The 15,691-nt window shown below is 64.9% G+C and carries 19 protein-coding genes; 14 read left to right on the forward strand and 5 right to left on the reverse strand.

Annotated elements, in window-relative coordinates:
* The first annotated feature begins 17 nt into the window (after positions 1-17).
* Genes hisB through ACPFL9_RS07945 form a run of 6 tightly spaced genes read left to right on the forward strand, consistent with a single transcriptional unit; the run spans position 18 to position 4,586 of the window.
* Positions 18-644 carry an imidazoleglycerol-phosphate dehydratase HisB gene (gene hisB / locus ACPFL9_RS07920; RefSeq protein ID WP_426006870.1) on the forward strand — a complete coding sequence of 209 codons (627 nt, stop codon included), beginning with the start codon at positions 18-20 and terminating at the stop codon, positions 642-644.
* Complete coding sequence (hisH, locus tag ACPFL9_RS07925) at positions 641-1,393, forward strand: imidazole glycerol phosphate synthase subunit HisH (protein WP_426006872.1); 753 nt, start codon at positions 641-643, stop codon at positions 1,391-1,393. Before hisB ends, hisH begins: the two co-directional genes overlap by 4 nt.
* A 19-nt stretch (positions 1,394-1,412) precedes the next feature.
* Positions 1,413-1,553: a hypothetical protein gene (locus tag ACPFL9_RS07930; RefSeq protein ID WP_426007642.1), complete on the forward strand. Its 141-nt coding sequence runs from the start codon at positions 1,413-1,415 to the stop codon at positions 1,551-1,553.
* A 34-nt stretch (positions 1,554-1,587) separates the two neighbouring features.
* Positions 1,588-2,331, forward strand: coding sequence for a bifunctional 1-(5-phosphoribosyl)-5-((5-phosphoribosylamino)methylideneamino)imidazole-4-carboxamide isomerase/phosphoribosylanthranilate isomerase PriA (gene priA, locus ACPFL9_RS07935; RefSeq protein WP_426006873.1), 744 nt, complete (start codon positions 1,588-1,590; stop codon positions 2,329-2,331).
* Entirely contained in the window at positions 2,331-3,227 is an 897-nt protein-coding gene (locus ACPFL9_RS07940) for an SseB family protein (protein ID WP_426006874.1), read from the forward strand. Before priA ends, ACPFL9_RS07940 begins: the two co-directional genes overlap by 1 nt.
* 54 nt (positions 3,228-3,281) lie before the next feature.
* On the forward strand, positions 3,282-4,586 hold the full coding sequence (locus tag ACPFL9_RS07945; RefSeq protein ID WP_426006876.1) for an MFS transporter: 1,305 nt from the start codon (positions 3,282-3,284) through the stop codon (positions 4,584-4,586).
* Positions 4,587-4,729: 143 nt separating this feature from the next.
* Here the strand turns inward: ACPFL9_RS07945 and ACPFL9_RS07950 are convergent, their stop codons facing one another.
* On the reverse strand, positions 4,730-5,122 hold the full coding sequence (locus tag ACPFL9_RS07950; RefSeq protein WP_426006877.1) for a DUF1844 domain-containing protein: 393 nt from the start codon (positions 5,120-5,122) through the stop codon (positions 4,730-4,732).
* Positions 5,123-5,507: 385 nt separating this feature from the next.
* Here ACPFL9_RS07950 and infC point away from each other — a divergent pair, with 385 nt between their 5' ends.
* The 5 genes from infC to ACPFL9_RS07975 all read left to right on the forward strand — a co-directional run bounded on the left by infC (position 5,508) and on the right by ACPFL9_RS07975 (position 9,616).
* Entirely contained in the window at positions 5,508-6,548 is a 1,041-nt protein-coding gene (infC, locus tag ACPFL9_RS07955; RefSeq protein WP_426006879.1) for a translation initiation factor IF-3, read from the forward strand.
* 117 nt (positions 6,549-6,665) lie between these two features.
* On the forward strand, positions 6,666-6,860 hold the full coding sequence (rpmI, locus tag ACPFL9_RS07960) for a 50S ribosomal protein L35 (protein WP_347110628.1): 195 nt from the start codon (positions 6,666-6,668) through the stop codon (positions 6,858-6,860).
* Positions 6,861-6,979: 119 nt separating this feature from the next.
* The gene (gene rplT / locus ACPFL9_RS07965; RefSeq protein ID WP_426006881.1) at positions 6,980-7,660 is read left to right on the forward strand and encodes a 50S ribosomal protein L20; all 681 of its coding nucleotides are present in this window, start codon (positions 6,980-6,982) and stop codon (positions 7,658-7,660) included.
* Positions 7,661-7,686: 26 nt separating this feature from the next.
* Positions 7,687-8,598 carry a TrmH family RNA methyltransferase gene (locus tag ACPFL9_RS07970; RefSeq protein ID WP_426006883.1) on the forward strand — a complete coding sequence of 304 codons (912 nt, stop codon included), beginning with the start codon at positions 7,687-7,689 and terminating at the stop codon, positions 8,596-8,598.
* A gap of 100 nt (positions 8,599-8,698) precedes the next feature.
* The gene (locus ACPFL9_RS07975) at positions 8,699-9,616 is read left to right on the forward strand and encodes a cation diffusion facilitator family transporter (protein WP_426006885.1); all 918 of its coding nucleotides are present in this window, start codon (positions 8,699-8,701) and stop codon (positions 9,614-9,616) included.
* A gap of 122 nt (positions 9,617-9,738) precedes the next feature.
* Here ACPFL9_RS07975 and ACPFL9_RS07980 read toward each other — a convergent pair whose 3' ends face one another.
* The gene (locus tag ACPFL9_RS07980; protein WP_426006887.1) at positions 9,739-10,947 is read right to left on the reverse strand and encodes an MFS transporter; all 1,209 of its coding nucleotides are present in this window, start codon (positions 10,945-10,947) and stop codon (positions 9,739-9,741) included.
* 129 nt (positions 10,948-11,076) lie between these two features.
* Here ACPFL9_RS07980 and ACPFL9_RS07985 point away from each other — a divergent pair, with 129 nt between their 5' ends.
* Positions 11,077-11,550, forward strand: a complete 474-nt coding sequence (locus ACPFL9_RS07985; RefSeq protein WP_426006889.1) for a (deoxy)nucleoside triphosphate pyrophosphohydrolase — start codon at positions 11,077-11,079, stop codon at positions 11,548-11,550.
* Here ACPFL9_RS07985 and ACPFL9_RS07990 read toward each other — a convergent pair.
* Entirely contained in the window at positions 11,521-12,624 is a 1,104-nt protein-coding gene (locus ACPFL9_RS07990; RefSeq protein ID WP_426007513.1) for an Rv2578c family radical SAM protein, read from the reverse strand. The two genes, ACPFL9_RS07985 and ACPFL9_RS07990, sit on opposite strands and share 30 nt — an antisense overlap.
* A 78-nt stretch (positions 12,625-12,702) precedes the next feature.
* Here ACPFL9_RS07990 and pcp point away from each other — a divergent pair, with 78 nt between their 5' ends.
* Positions 12,703-13,341: a pyroglutamyl-peptidase I gene (gene pcp, locus ACPFL9_RS07995; protein WP_426006891.1), complete on the forward strand. Its 639-nt coding sequence runs from the start codon at positions 12,703-12,705 to the stop codon at positions 13,339-13,341.
* Positions 13,342-13,371: 30 nt separating this feature from the next.
* Here pcp and ACPFL9_RS08000 read toward each other — a convergent pair whose 3' ends face one another.
* Complete coding sequence (locus tag ACPFL9_RS08000; RefSeq protein WP_426006892.1) at positions 13,372-14,004, reverse strand: SIMPL domain-containing protein; 633 nt, start codon at positions 14,002-14,004, stop codon at positions 13,372-13,374.
* The gene (locus ACPFL9_RS08005; protein WP_426006894.1) at positions 14,001-14,444 is read right to left on the reverse strand and encodes a hypothetical protein; all 444 of its coding nucleotides are present in this window, start codon (positions 14,442-14,444) and stop codon (positions 14,001-14,003) included. Before ACPFL9_RS08005 ends, ACPFL9_RS08000 begins: the two co-directional genes overlap by 4 nt.
* A 185-nt stretch (positions 14,445-14,629) precedes the next feature.
* Here ACPFL9_RS08005 and pheS point away from each other — a divergent pair, with 185 nt between their 5' ends.
* Positions 14,630-15,691, forward strand: coding sequence for a phenylalanine--tRNA ligase subunit alpha (gene pheS / locus ACPFL9_RS08010; protein ID WP_426006895.1), 1,062 nt, complete (start codon positions 14,630-14,632; stop codon positions 15,689-15,691).

A 15,691-nucleotide genomic window follows, 5' to 3' on the forward strand; every position in this document is an offset into this window, starting at 1 on the left:
TGTAGAAGGACATCCCAATGAGCGAAATCGGCGCTACGCCGTCCGCTGCCCGCACTGCACGCATGGAGCGCACCACCAGTGAGTCCTCCGTCCTGGTCGAAATCAACCTGGATGGTTCGGGTGTCTCGGACATCAGCACCTCGGTTCCCTTCTATGACCACATGCTCACGGCTCTGTGCAAGCATTCGCTGATCGACATGACCGTCAAGGCAACAGGGGACACCCATATCGACGCGCACCACACGGTGGAGGACGTCGCGATCACGTTCGGTGAAGTGCTTCGCACTGCGCTGGGCAACAAGGCCGGCATTCGCAGGTTCGGTGAGGCGACTGTGCCCTTGGACGAGGCCTTGGCCCACGCAGTGGTGGATGTGTCCGGCCGTCCCTACCTGGTTCACGGAGGTGAGCCCGCAGGCCAGGAGTACCACTTGATCGGTGGACACTTCACGGGTTCCCTGACCCGGCACGTTTTTGAAGCCATTACCCTGCACGCCGGCATCTGCCTGCACATGAACGTCCTTGCCGGCCGGGACCCGCACCACATCGTGGAGGCACAGTTCAAGGCCTTCGCCAGGGCGCTCCGGGCGGCTGTCGAGTCCGATCCGCGCGTCGAAGGCATTCCATCCACCAAGGGGGCATTGTGAGCGGCCAGATCCTGAAGGACGGGGCGGTAACGGACGCTTCCGCCGCCGTGAGGCCGGCGTCGCCGGAAGGCAAGCCGACCGTGACGGTGCTGGACTACGGTTCCGGCAATGTCAGGTCAGCCGTACGCGCCCTGGAACGGGCAGGCGCCGAGGTCATCCTCAGCGCCAAGCCTGAAGATGTGTTGAACGCGGACGGACTCCTGGTTCCCGGCGTGGGCGCCTTTGAGACGGTCATGCGGGAACTCAAGGCAGTAGACGGGATCCGGATGATCGGCCGCAGGGTGGCTGGTGGACGTCCTGTCCTGGCGATCTGCGTGGGCCTGCAGGTGCTCTTCGAAGCCGGTGTGGAACACGGCACCGAATCGGAAGGCATGGCAGAGTGGCCTGGCAAGGTCGAGTTGTTGCCCGCGCCCGTGGTGCCGCACATGGGGTGGAACACCGTGGATGTCCCGGAAGGCTCCAAGCTCTTTGCCGGCGTGGAGAATGAACGCTTCTACTTCGTCCACTCCTACGGCGTCCAGGACTGGAACTTCGACGTCGTCCAGCCGCGGATGACTCCGCCCCAGGTGACGTGGTCCGAGCACGGTGCACGTTTTATCGCTGCGGTGGAAAACGGCCCGCTCTGCGCAACTCAGTTCCACCCGGAAAAATCCGGCGATGCCGGGGCGCGCCTGCTGCGGAACTGGGTCGACAGTCTGCGCAGGCCCGGCTCCGATGCCGCCACGGTTCCCGCGGGCGGCGCTGCCTGACATGTGGTCCATTGTTTTGATGGGTCTTGCAGGCCTTTTGGTGGGCGGCGGAATTTCCTTCCACCAGCAGAAGAAGCCGTTGTGGGTATCCCTCTCCTTCTATGTGCTGGCGGCCATGTCGCTGCTGGCTGCCTATCTCCTCACCCTGCCAGGCAAGTAACCGGCCCGGCGTCCCAACGACTCCTAGGACACACATGACCACGTCGCAGCAAAACGTCTTGGAACTCCTGCCCGCCGTCGATATCGTCGATGGCCAGGCAGTCCGGCTCCTCCAGGGCGAGGCCGGATCGGAAACCAGCTACGGCACGCCGCTTGACGCAGCGCTTAACTGGCAGAACGCCGGTGCCGAGTGGGTCCATATGGTGGATCTCGATGCTGCGTTCGGCCGTGGAAACAACGCCGGGCTGATCAGCGAGGTCGTGTCCCGGCTCAACGTCAAGGTGGAGTTGTCCGGCGGCCTGCGTGATGACGAGTCGTTGGAACGCGCCCTGGAGCTGGGCGTTGAGCGCGTCAACCTCGGTACCGCGGCACTGGAGAACCCGGAGTGGACCCGGCGCGCCATTGAGCGCTTTGGTGACAAGATCGCCGTCGGGCTGGATGTCCGGGGAACCACCCTTGCGGGCCGCGGCTGGACCAAGGAGGGCGGCGACCTCTGGGAGGTGCTGGCGCGCCTGGAGGACGCCGGATGTGCACGCTATGTGGTGACGGATGTGACCAAGGACGGTACGCTGCAGGGCCCCAACGTGGACCTGTTGCGCCGGATGGTGGAACGGACCGGCAAGCCCGTGGTGGCGTCCGGTGGAATTTCCAGCCTGGAGGACCTGCGGGTCCTCCGTGAACTGGTGCCCCTGGGTGTCGAGGGCGCGATTGTGGGCAAAGCCCTTTACGCCGGTGCGTTCACGCTGCCGGAAGCCCTGGATGTAGCCGGCCGACGCTGATGCCGCACGAACAGCACCAAGGCCAGGGCCGGCGGGAGCTGCCTGGACACATCGCCGCTGCCTTGGCAGGCGCCGGGGGAGCCACGGACTCTGCAGGCCAGCCGTGGGCCGGTCGCAGCCTGCAGGGCGAGGACGCCAGGATCCACAATTTCGAGGACGACGACGGCACAGCCGATCCGGCTTACCTCGCCGCAGTTGGCGCCCTGCTGGACGGTACCGGCGGTGAAGCGGGGGTAGTTGCTTCGCTGGCCACCGCCAGGGTCTTTGTTCCGGTGGTAGCCCAGCTTGCCCAGGAAGCCGAAGGCGTCGACGGGCTGCATGCAGACAAGCAGGCTGATATGGCATTGGTCACACTGAAGGCGCCCGATGGCCGCACGGCGATGCCGGTGTTTACCTCCGCTGCCGCCCTGGAGGCCTGGCATGCTGAGGCGCGTCCCGTGGCTGTTTATGCAGCCCGCGCCGCACTGTCAGCGGTTTCGGAGGGGGCCCAGCTTCTGGTGCTGGATCCGGGCTCGGACTTCACGTTTGTTGTAAGGCGCCCGGCGATGTGGGCCCTTGCCAAGCAGCGGGACTGGACGCCGTCATACCTTGATGATCAACTGGAGTCTGCTCTCGCTTCGGCAGCCACGGCCTTCCCGGCGGTGCGACGGGTGGAAACGCGTCCGGGCGCCGGCGTGGCTGCACGGACCGCGGATGGACAGGTGGTGTCCGGTGGTGGTGCGGGTCCGGAACTCCAGGTGGTGCTCTACCTCGAAGACGGGCTGGACGCCGGTGCCGTCCAGCAGCTCGTGTCCGGCCTCAACGAGGCCTGGGCAAACATGGAGGCCTTCGCTGAGGGCGTGGACTCCATCGAAGTAAAACTGCAGCGTGCGGCGCAGGAGCCCGGGCTGCACTAACGGCAGCACCCGTTCATCCCGGGGCTGCCCCGGGGGAACAAGAGGAAAGAAGCTGTGAACTTCGCTCTCTACAAAGAGATGCTGGCCATCCGTCCGGTGAGGCGTTTGCTGCTCGTGGGCATGGTGGCGCGGATTCCGCACTCGGCGGCCGGTGTCCTGCTGACGCTGCATATCGTCATGACGCTGGGAGAAGGCTACGCCGCCGCCGGCGCCGCCGCCGCGGTCATGACCATCGGCATTGCCGTTGGTGCCCCGTGGCGTGGCCGGCGGGTCGATACGGTGGGCCTCAGGAAGGCGTTGATACCTTCCGTCGTGTCGGAGACGGTCATCTGGTCCATCGTTCCGCATGTGTCATATTCCTGGCTGCTGCCCCTGGTCTTTGTGGGCGGGCTGTTCACCTTGCCCATTTTCAGCGTCGTCCGGCAGTCGCTTGGCGTCATGGTGGATGGCGAGCAGCGCCGGTCCGCGTACGCACTCGATTCCATCGCCACCGAACTCGTCTTCATGATTGGCCCGGCGATTGGCGCGGTGGTGGCCACCAGCGGCTTTTCGGCGCTCGGCCTGACCGCTGTGGGAATCTCCGTGTCGGTGGCCGGCTTGTTCCTGATGTGGTTCAACCCGCCGACCAGGAGCGAGGACGCCTGCACGCCGGAGGAGTCCGCGCAACGTGCCGCGGACGACCTCGCCGCAGCTGAAGCCGCGATGGTGGCCTCGGCGCCTGGCCACGTGCAGGAGGCGGCGTCGGAGATGGCTCCCGCGGCCTCGCGGACGGCGGCCCTGCGCCACAGGGTCGCACGGAACTTCACGTGGTTCACGGTCTCCGTAGCTGCGCTGTTCGCCGTGGCTGCCGGTGCGGGCATGGTGCTGAGCGGCTCGGATGTGAGCATTGTGGGGCTGCTTGAACGCGGCGGCCACGAGAACCAGATCGGCATTGTGTTCTTCTTCTGGTGCGCGGCATCGGTGGTGGGCGGTTTGATCTATGGCGGCATGAAGCGGCAGGTTTCGCCCATGCTGCTCCTCCTCGGCATGGCCGCCCTGACCATTCCCATGGGTTTTGCCCAGGACACCTGGTCGCTCGCACTGCTGTCCATCCTCCCCGGTTTATTGTGCGCTCCGGTCCTGTCGGCGTCATCGGAGAAGGTCGCGGACCTCGTGGATGAGGAACGCCGTGGCGAGGCCATGGGCTGGTATGGCTCCGCACTGACTGCCGGAGTGGCCTTGGGTTCGCCCCTGGCCGGTGTCTTCATCGACTCCGTGGGTCCTTGGGGCGGTTTCGCTGCCGTGGGCTCGGCCGGGGTTGTGCTCTGCTGTGCGGGACTGGTCCTGATGTCGCTGCGGCGTCGGTCCGCCCGGGTCTGATCGCGGCATCCCCGGGCGGCGGTATGGCCGCACCGTTGGAGCTTCAGCCGGCTGGTGGCCACAACGTGGCGATAAACCACGACGGCGGGCCGAACCTTGTGGGTTCGGCCCGCCGTTTGGCTATTGCAGGCTCGTGGGGGAGGTCAGTTGACCGGCCCGGTGAACTTTTCGCCCGGGCCCTTCCCGGGAGCGTCCGGAATCAGGGAAGCTTCGCGGAAGGCCAACTGGAGGGACCGCAGCCCGTCCCGCAAGGGACCGGCGTGCTGCGAGCCGATTTCCGGAGCGGCAGCCGTGACCAGTCCAGCCAGGGCGGTGATGAGCTTGCGGGCTTCGTCGAGATCCTTCAGATCGTCCGCGTTGGGGTCGTCGGCAAGTCCCACCTTCACTGCCGCAGCGCTCATGAGGTGCACGGCGCCGGTGGTGATGACCTCTACGGCGGGGACTTCTGCGATGTCGCGGATCTGCTGGGAAACTCCGGAACCGGCGGGAGCGTCATCGCTGTAGGAGTTGCGGGAATTGCTGTCTTCAGTGCTCATACTGGTAAGCTTGACACAGACCGACTGGAAGTCGTTATTCAGCATGGATGGTCCCGCCGCGTGCAATGTGCACTGGGCGGGTTATTTCTGTAGAATTGATTTTCAGTTTGCAAGCGGAGTTCTCTCCCACCCGCGTCAGCCGCTCCCTCCGGGGACAGATCCCAACCGGGACAAGAGGTTGCCGGGTACTTGGTCGGACACAAGCAGGGCGGTTGCCGTGCGGGTGTGGGCAGGTCCTGGTTTCAGGGCCCGCCGAACCGATCTTTGAGGCCTTCGATTGCACCTGCAATTGGAGGCCTTCTCTATTTGCCGGTGAACTCACCACAACCACAGGAGCTTTAACATTAGCGAGCCAAGAATCAATGAGCGTATCCGCGTCCCCGAGGTGCGGCTGGTCGGCCCTGCCGGCGAACAGGTAGGAATTGTCCGCATCGAAGACGCCCTGCGTCTTGCTGCCGAATCCGATCTCGATCTCGTTGAAGTTGCCCCGCAGGCCAAGCCCCCTGTGTGCAAGTTGATGGACTTTGGCAAGTACAAGTACGAGGCAGCGGTCAAGGCCCGGGAAGCCCGGAAGAACCAGACCAACACGGTTCTCAAGGAAATCCGTTTCCGCCTGAAGATCGACAAGCACGACTACGAAACCAAGCGGGGGCACGCACTGCGCTTCCTCGGCGCCGGTGACAAGGTCAAGGCCATGATCCAGTTCCGTGGCCGTGAGCAGCAGCGCCCCGAAATGGGCATCCGCCTGTTGCAGCGCTTCGCCGAAGATGTTGCCGAGGTTGGCGTTGTCGAGTCGAGCCCGCGTATCGATGGCCGCAACATGGTCATGGTGATCGGTCCGCTCAAGAACAAGGCCGAAGCCAAGGCTGAGGCCCGCCGCGCAGCACAGCGCGCCGAAGCCAAGGCACAGAACGAGGCCAAGGCCGCCGCGCGGGTGGACACCTCGGGTGACCAGGGACCGATGACGCAGACCCTTGGCGACCTTCTTCCGGCAGGGCTGGTGGGTTCCGCCGGGGAGCCTGACCAGGACACCGCTGCCCCCGTGGCCGAGGACGCCCAGGCATCCGTCGCCGTTGAAGCGCCGGCCCAGGAAGCCCAGGCTCCTGAAGCCCAGGCTCCTGAGGCAGAGGCTCCTGTGGCCGCAGCCGCACCGGCTCCGGTTGAGGAAACCCGGGCCGAGGCCGCACCGGCTCCGGTTGAGGAAACCAGGGCCGTGGCCGAGGAACCCAAGGCTGAAGCTGTGGCGCCGGCAGCCGCGGAGGCAGCTCCGGCAGCGCAGGCTCCCAAGCCCGCAGTTCCTGCCGCACCGAAGCCGGCTGTTCCTTCGGCTCCGAAGCCAGTGGCAAAGCCTGCAGCACCCAAGCCGGGTGCACGGCCGGCAGCGCCCAAGGCCACGCCGAAGCCTGCTTCACGCAAGACCAACTAGTTCGACGCCGTGGAGGCCCTGCCTCCACGGCAAGCAACCAGCACGCCGGCCCCAGCAGGCCGGCTGCACGAAAGAACTGCGGACACTGTCCGCGGATACGTAAGGAGATCGGTTCCCATGCCGAAGATGAAGACCCACAGCGGTGCTAAGAAGCGCTTCAAGCTGACCGGCACCGGCAAGCTGAAGCGCCAGCAGGCCAACCGCCGCCACTACCTGGAGCACAAGCCCACCACCCTGACCCGCCGCCTCGCCGGCGACAAGATCGTCTTCAAGGGCGATGCCAAGGTCATCAAGAAGATGCTGGGCGTCTAAGTTCCAAGCACTTTGGTTTCCGCCGTCCGGCGGACACCGACTACACCAAAAGCCTTCTCAGGCCGCCGGGTTTCCCGGCAGTAGCAGCTTGGGATAAAGATTTCTGAAGGAGTACGCACGTGGCACGTGTGAAGCGGGCGGTCAACGCCCACAAGAAGCGCCGGGTTGTCCTCGAACGCGCCAAGGGTTACCGCGGTCAGCGTTCGCGCCTTTACCGCAAGGCAAAAGAGCAGCTGCTGCACTCGTTTGTTTACAGCTACGGCGACCGCCGCAAGCGCAAGGGCGACTTCCGCCGCCTCTGGATCCAGCGCATCAACGCCGCATCCCGCGCCAACGGCCTCACCTACAACCGCCTGATCCAGGGCCTGAAGGCTGCTGAGGTTGAGGTTGACCGCCGCATGCTTGCTGAGCTGGCTGTCTCGGACGCCAACGCATTCGCTGCCCTGGTGAACGTTGCCAAGGCTGCCCTGCCGTCCGACACCTCCGCTCCGGCGGCCAAGGCCGACGCTGCAGCTCCCAAGGCTGCCAAGGTTGCTCCGGCTGCCGCCACGGCTACCGCTGTCAAGGCAGTTGTTTCCGAGAAGCCGGCCATCGATGGCGCTGTTGCAGCCGTTGACGGCGAGGGTGCTCCGGAGGGCTTTGCCATCAAGGGCAACGCCGAGTCCAAGAAGTACCACGTTCCGGGTTCCACCTGGTACGAGAACACCGCTGCTGAGTACTGGTTCTCCACCGTTGAGGCTGCCAAGGCTGCAGGCTACGAGCCCGCAGGTGGCGAAGCCCGCCAGCAGATCAAGAACTAGTCGCACCTGCGGCTAAAGTTCTTTATATGAACAACACCGGACGCCCGCAAGACTTTCCGATGACCAACCCCCGAGCAGATCGGGTGAAGGATGTCGCAAAGCTTGCCGGGCGTCCGGCGCGTTTAAAGCGTGGTCGCTTCCTGGCCGAAGGTCCGCAGGCGGTACGTGAGGCGTTGGTCCTTCACCGTGAACGGACAGCGGCGGGAGGATCCGCCGTCGTGCATGAAGTGTACGCGAGCCAGGCGTGCCTCGACCGGCTCCCGGAACTGGACGACCTCGCCCGGGGTACCCGGCTGCGCCTGGCTACAGACGACGTCTTGTCCGCCATGGCGGATACCGTGAACCCGCAAGGCATCGTGGCGGTCTGCTCCTTCGTTGACGTCGGGCTTGCAGACGTCCTCGACGCCGGCCCGCAACTTCTTGCCGTGATGTGCCAGGTCCGTGACCCGGGTAATGCGGGGACGGTCCTGCGCGCGGCGGATGCGGCCGGGGCGGACGCCGTCATCCTCACCGGTTCCAGCGTGGATATTTACAACCCGAAGGCGGTCCGTTCCACTGCGGGTTCGTTGTTCCACCTGCCCGTAGTGCTCGGTGTGGAGGTGGCAGACCTGGTGGCCCGGTGCAAGGAGCGCGGGATTGGTGTCCTTGCAGCCGACGGGTACGGATCCGTGAACCTTGACCAGTTGCAGGATCAGAACGCCGCCCGCCGGATGGGCGTGGGCAGTGCACCCTCAGAGTACGCCCTTGAAGATCCCACGGCCTGGCTCTTCGGGAATGAGGCCCAGGGGCTGTCCGACGCCGAATTGGCGTTGGCCGACCATCGGGTTGCTGTGCCTGTATACGGGGCGGCCGAAAGCCTCAATCTGGGTACCGCGGCCACCGTATGCCTTTACGCCAGTGCCCGGTCGCAGCAGGGCGCCCGGGTCGTGAATGCTTAAAATCCCCGGACACGGGTACGGTATTGCTTGCAAGATCAGACGATGACGACTCTTCTTGGCACAGACAATACTTTCCCGAAACCGAAGAGGTGAAGCTTTCGTGGCTGCTAGTGGCGGTACCAAAGCAATCGTGGCGGCCCTTGCCGCGAACCTGACCATCGCCGTACTCAAATTCATCGCGTTCATCCTGACGATGTCATCGTCCATGCTCGCCGAGGCCATCCACTCGGTGGCCGACTCAGGCAACCAGGTGCTTCTCCTGGTGGGCGGCAAGCGCGCCAAGCGTGCTGCAAGCGCCGAGCATCCCTTCGGCTACGGCCGCGAACGGTATATCTACGCTTTTATCGTGTCCATTGTGCTCTTCAGCGTCGGTGGCCTTTTTGCGTTGTACGAGGCATGGGAGAAGTTCCAGCACCCGCACGGCATCGAGGGTGACTTCTGGTGGGTTCCGTTGGCTGTCCTGGTGGGTGCCATCATCGCGGAGTCGTTCTCGTTCCGGACGGCCATCATCGAATCCAACCACGTCCGTGGGAAGCAGGGCTGGGTGTCGTTCGTCCGCAACGCCAAGCAGCCGGAGCTGCCGGTCATCCTGCTGGAGGATCTCGGTGCACTCCTGGGCCTCATATTCGCCTTGTTCGGTGTCGGCCTGACGCTGATTACCGGCGATGGCGTGTGGGATGCCCTGGGTACCGCCATGATCGGCCTCCTGCTGGTGGCGATCGCCGTGGTCCTGGCGCTGGAAACCAAGTCGCTGCTGCTGGGGGAGTCCGCCACCAAGGACGACGTCGCCCGGATCACGGGAGCCCTTGAGGCTGACGGAACACGCATCATCCACCTCAAGACCCTGCACCTGGGACCGGATGAGTTGCTGGTTGCTGCCAAGATCACCATGGGTGCCGCTGATACCGGCCAGTCGATCGCCAAGGTAATTGACGACGCCGAGCAGCGCATCCGTGCGGCGGTTCCGATTGCGCGGGTCATCTATCTGGAACCGGACCTGGAACGCGTGAAGGCGTAGTCAGGTCCGTTCAGGAAGAAACCGGAAAAGCCATGGGCTCCGCAGGTGCGGAGCCCATGGCTTTTGTCTTTGCAGGGGGCCAGGCTTTCGTAGCCTTGGGCTGCGACTGGACCGGGCTGCCTTCAGGACGCGAGCGGTCTCCTGCGTTCCAGCAGGCCACTGACCACGGCGACCCCCAGGCCGAGGACGGCCAGGACGGCGCCCACCAGGGCGGGGGCCACGTACCCCCAGCCCCAGGCGATGACTGTGCCGCCGAGGAAGGCACCCAGGGCGTTGGCGATGTTCAAGGCCGAGTGGTTGAGGGATGAGGCCAGCGACGCTGCCCCGGGTGCCGCATCCAGGAGGCGGGTCTGCAACGCCGGAGTCAGCATGGATCCGATGCCACCTACGACGAAGGCCATGGCGAACGCTGACCACGCCCAGTGGGCGGCCACCGCGTAAACGACCAGGGCAAGTGCGATGCCTGGCATGATCCAGTAGATGGTGCCCATCACCGAACGGTCCGCGAGGCGTCCACCGATGATGTTGCCCACCACCATGCCCAGGCCGTACAGCGCCACCACGGCCGGGATGAGGCTTTCGGGGATACCCGCCACGCCGGTCATGGTGTGGGCAATGTAGGTGTAGACGGCGAAGAAACCGCCAAAGCCGATGATGCCGATCAGGAGTGCCAACCACACCTGGAGCCGCTTGAGTGCGCCAAGCTCCCGGCGGATACTGGCCTCCGGGTGGGCGGCTTCGAACGGCACGAATTTCCATACCATGGCTACAGTTGCCAGCCCGATGGCGCCCACGATGACGAACAGCAGCCGCCAGCCGAAGGTTTGGCCCACCCACGTAGCCAAGGGCACGCCGATGACGTTGGATACCGTGAGCCCGGCCATGACCATGGAGATGGCCCAGCCTCGCTTGGTGGGGGCCACCAGCCCTGCGGCGATGACCGCGGCCACACCAAAGAAAGCGCCGTGGGGCAGGCCAGAGGCGAACCGTGAGAGCAGCATCAAGCCATAGTCAGGCGCGATGAACGACGTGAGGTTGGCGATGGCCAGGAACAGCATCAGGCCGAGGGCGAGGTGTTTTCTGGGCAGCTTGGCCCCAAATGCGGCGAACACCGGTGCTCCGATGACCACTCCCAGCGCATAGGCGGAGATCAGGTTGCCGGCCTCCGGCGTGCTGATCTGCAGGCCCTGCTCCACTTCCTTGAGCAGGCCCATCATGGCGAACTCGGTGGTGCCGATCGCAAAGCCGCCCATGGCCAGGGACAGGATGGCGAGGCCGAGGTGCGGCTTCTTTCGGACGGTTGGGGCGGTCGGGGACACGGTGGTAGTCATAAGCCTGCTTCTGGGTTGCCTGGCGGCTGGGAGAGTCGGAGAAATCCGATAACAAGCTTAGTCGTGATGACGCTGCCGGAAGGGTCTCTTGTGACGAGGCCCATGCTTCACCGCACCTAGACTGTTTCCGTGACTGGATTGATCAACGTCGTGGGCGCCGCAATCGTCGATTCCCTGGAGAACCCCCGCATGCTGCTGGCCGCCCGGCGCACTTCGCCACCGCACCTGGCGGGGATGTGGGAATTCCCGGGCGGGAAAATTGAGGATGGCGAACAGCCCGAAGCGGCCTTGCACCGCGAACTGAGCGAAGAGCTTGGCGTAGAGGTCCGGTTGGGGGTCGAATTGCCGTCCGGGGAGCCCCGCGGATGGCCGCTGAATGAGCGTGCTGTGATGCGGGTATGGTTCGCCGAGGTGCTTGAGGGCGAGCCGCGGCCCTTGGAAGACCACGACGAACTGCGGTGGATGCCGCTGGACCAGGCCGGCGGTGCCTTGGAACTTGACTGGATTCCCGCCGACTTTCCGATAGTGCGCGCGCTCCTGGATCACGCCGGGGCCGCTGTGCCTCTTGGCGGCTCAGAACAGGGGTTGCTGCCCGGACAGTGACGGACTGGTGCCGCGGGGGTCATCCGCCGATACATCCGGACCCGCCCCCGAAGAGCGCGCGTTCCGGTGGCTGAAGCCATGAGAACCTGAAAAACCATGCTTGCCCTTGAAGTAGTTGATGCGTCCGGCAAGCCAGGTCCTGTATTCGGTGGACGCGTAGGAACCCTTGCCGTAAAGCCTCCGGTAGCGGCCCACGAGTTCCGGGTGGTGCGAAGCGAGCCAGTCCATGTACCACTCGCGGGTTCCGGGCTTGAGATACAGCGCCCCGGCCGTGACGCCGGTGGCACCTGCCTTGGCCAATTCGCCGAAGAGGGCATCCAGGGCTTCATCCGAATCAGTCAGCCAAGGGAGGATGGGCATGGCCATGACACCGCAGCCCAGACCTGCGTCCCGCAAGCGGGATATGAGCTTCAGCCGTGCTTTGGGGGAGGGCGTTCCAGGTTCGATGGCATCGGCCAGGTCCTGGTTGGTCATGGCCAGGGAGATGCCAAGGTCTACGGGGACCATCGTGGCGGCGTGCTTGAGCAACGGGATATCCCGGGTCAGCAACGTGCCCTTGGTGAGAATGGAGAAGGGCGTCCCTGACTCTGCCAGTGCACGGATGATGCCCGGCATGAGGGCGTAGCGGCCTTCGGCCCGTTGGTAGGGATCCGTGTTGGTTCCCAAGGCCACCTGGTGCCTGCCCCATGAGGGCTTTGACAGTTCCTTCTGGAGGACCTCTGCCGCGTTGATCTTCACTACCACCTGCGAGTCGAAGTCCCGTCCGGCGTCGAACTCAAGATAGGTGTGGGTCTTCCGGGCAAAACAGTAGACGCACGCGTGGCTGCAGCCCCGGTAGGGATTCACGGTCCATTCGAAAGGCATGTTCGAACCCGGTGGCACCTTGTTGAGCACTGACTTGGCGGTGACCTCATGGAAGGTGACTCCGGAGAATTCGGGTGTAGAGATGGAACGCACAAGCCCGGCCAGCGGGATCAGTGCGTCCATGGCCGGGGCAGGGCCAGGAGCAGGATTGCGGTCAGTCCCGGAATCCGGTTCACGCGTTGGTGAAAGTGCTTGCGCGTCCCATCTCATGAAGTCCATTCGAATATATGTTCTAAGTTAAGTCAAGGATTGGCGCGGCTTGCGACCGGCCATTGCTAAGGTGGCTTCATGATTCTGCTGACGGGTTTTGAGCCCTTTGGAGGCGACACCCTCAATCCGTCATGGCAGGCTGTGCTGGGAGCGAGGGGCATCCTCGCCGGGGAAGGGCACGAGGTTGAAGCGGTCCAGCTGCCCTGCGTCTTCAATGAGTCACGGGAGGCCTTGGCCGAAGCCATGGGCCGGCTGGATCCGGAACTGGTCATCAGCGCCGGACTTGCCGGGGGCCGGGCCCGGATCTCCCTGGAGCGGGTGGCGATCAACTGTGATGACGCGCGCATCCCTGACAACAAGGGGAGGCGGCCCGTGGACCAAGCGGTCGTGGAGGGCGGCCCTGCGGCCTACTTCACCACACTGCCCATCAAGGCCGCCCTTCGCGATCTTCAGATTGAAGGAATCAAAGCCGACATTTCACAATCGGCCGGTACCTACGTTTGCAACCATGTTTTCTACGGACTGATGCACGACCTGGCCACCTCGGGCCGACAGGCGCGTGGCGGCTTCGTCCACGTCCCGTGGCTCCCCGGGCAGGCCGGAACCCAAGGGCCGTCCATGGAACTGGACCAGATGGCCCGCGGGTTGGCGGTTATCGCGAAGACCACACTGGCAACACCCGTGGATGCGCGCCTCGCCGGCGGCGCCCTCCACTGAAGACGGCCCTTCCGGACCTGCGTCCGCCGATTACCCGTCCAGGAGTTCCCACTCCACCACCACGCCCGCAGTCACCGACGTTTCTCCGGCCTCCAGGGGCAATGCCTCTGCCGCGTACGCCCGCACCATTCCCCCCATGGGGACGGGCGCAGCATGAGAGGGCTGCTGGGAGATGGCAACCACTCGGCCCAAGGTTGCGGAGGCCAGAGCCGCGTACTGTTCCGCGCGCCGTCGAGCGTCCTTCCACGCCGCCTCCCGGGCCCGGGCCTCCACTTCGGCGGCATCCGCAAAGCCCTGTTCAACCCCGTTGATCCGGATATCGTTTCCGCCGGCTGCAACAGCCGCGGCAATGGCGGCCGGGGCCTCGGCGTGGGACCGGATTCCCACCTGCAGGGTGGTGGACGCGACGTACGCGGTGACCTTTTGGCCTTGCCCTTCCACCCACACGAGGTCCGCCCGCAGATTCAGGCCGCTGGTACGGAGGTCGGCGTCCCGGATGCCGGCCGCGCGCAGGCTGTCGCCGACCGCGGCAGCCGCCCTCCCGGCGTCGTCATAGGCAGCTGCCGCCGAATCCCTGCGGGTCTCCACCCCCAAGGTCAAGGTGACCAGGTCCGGAACCGCTGTGGCGCTGGCCGTACCCGTGACGGTAATGGTGCGTTTCATGACTCAACCCCGTTCTTTGTGCCTGCAGTCCTGGTGATGTCTGTCCTGACATAGCCTCCCGCCGCCAGGCCCGCCTGGCGCTCAAAGAAGTTCTTCGACGCCGGATCGCCGGCGCTGGCCAGGGACCAAGCCGCCGCCACACCATAGGCGAGCAGGAACGGCAGACCCAGGCAGTAGGCATATTGGGTGCTGTGCCGCTCCTCGTGACCCAGGAGGAGCGCGCTGCGTCCTGCCTCGCCTGCGGGTGCCCGGTAGAGAATGACGTTGCCTACGGTGAATGCACCGGCGTGGGGGAGCCTCCACCTGTAACCGGAAGCGATCAGCAGCCCGCGGGGGCCGGGGGCCACGCGCGACCGGGACGCGGCCGCAACCAGGAGGCCCAAGGGCGTGCTCAGGTTCAGGACGTTGGCGACCTGGCGCAGGCGCTGTCCGGGAGTCATGAGGCCATGCTAGACCCCACGCCAGTCTTCGACGCTACCGCCCGAACGGGTTAAAACCGGCCCACCACGTTCAATTAGACTGAAGGGAGTGTCCGCAGTCCGGGGTGAGCTTCGGCGCGAACACTGCCATTCGTATCGAAGGCCCGTTGCCAGGGCCGCTCCCGACTCGTAGCTAAGAACAGTAGATGACTGACACTTTGCCAGGCGCTGCCATCCCGAATCCGTTGGATGAAGCTGCCATCACCGCTGCCGTAGAGCACGCGCTCGCTGCCATTGCAGCTGCGTCCACCCTCGATGAACTCAAGGCCGTACGCCTCGCCCACACCGGCGAGAAGTCTCCGCTCAGCCTTGCCAACCGTGAAATCGGTGGCCTCGCCAAGGAGCACAAGGCTGCAGCGGGAAAGCTCATGGGTTCCTCCCGGGGCCGGGTCAACAAGGCGCTCGCAGCGCGGACCGCTGTTCTTGAGGCGGAGAACGACGCCCGCATCCTCGTGGAGGAAACGGTCGATGTGACTGCCGCCCCCCGGCGCCGACGGGCCGGTGCCCGCCACCCGCTGTCCACCCTTCAGGACCGCGTATCGGACATCTTCGTCGGCATGGGCTGGGAGATCGCCGAGGGACCCGAAGTCGAGTCCGAATGGTTCAACTTCGATGCCCTGAACTTCAAACCGGACCACCCGGCCCGCGAAATGCAGGACACGTTCTTTGTCGAACCCCCCGAGGCCCACCTGCTGATGCGGACCCACACTTCTCCAGTGCAGGTCCGTTCGATGCTGGAGCGCGAGGTGCCCATCTACGTGCTGTGCCCGGGCAAGGTGTTCCGCACGGACGAACTCGATGCCACCCACACGCCTGTGTTCCACCAGTTCGAGGGCCTCGCCATCGACAAGAACCTGAGCATGGCCGACCTGCGTGGCACGCTGGAACATTTTGCGCGCCAGATGTTCGGCGAGGAAGCTTCGATCCGGCTGCGTCCCAACTACTTCCCGTTCACGGAGCCGTCCGCCGAACTGGACATCTGGCACCCGGGAGCCAAGGGCGGCCCGCGCTGGATCGAATGGGGTGGCTGCGGCATGGTCAACCCCAACGTCCTGCGGGCGGCCGGCATCGATCCGGACGTCTATTCAGGTTTTGCCTTCGGCATGGGCATCGAGCGCACGCTCATGTTCCGCAACGAGGTCGGCGACATGCGCGACATGATCGAGGGCGATGTACGTTTCAGCGAGCACTTCGGGATGGAGATCTAA

This window comes from Paenarthrobacter sp. NyZ202 (assembly GCF_049860755.1).
In the GTDB taxonomy this organism is placed as follows: domain Bacteria; phylum Actinomycetota; class Actinomycetes; order Actinomycetales; family Micrococcaceae; genus Arthrobacter.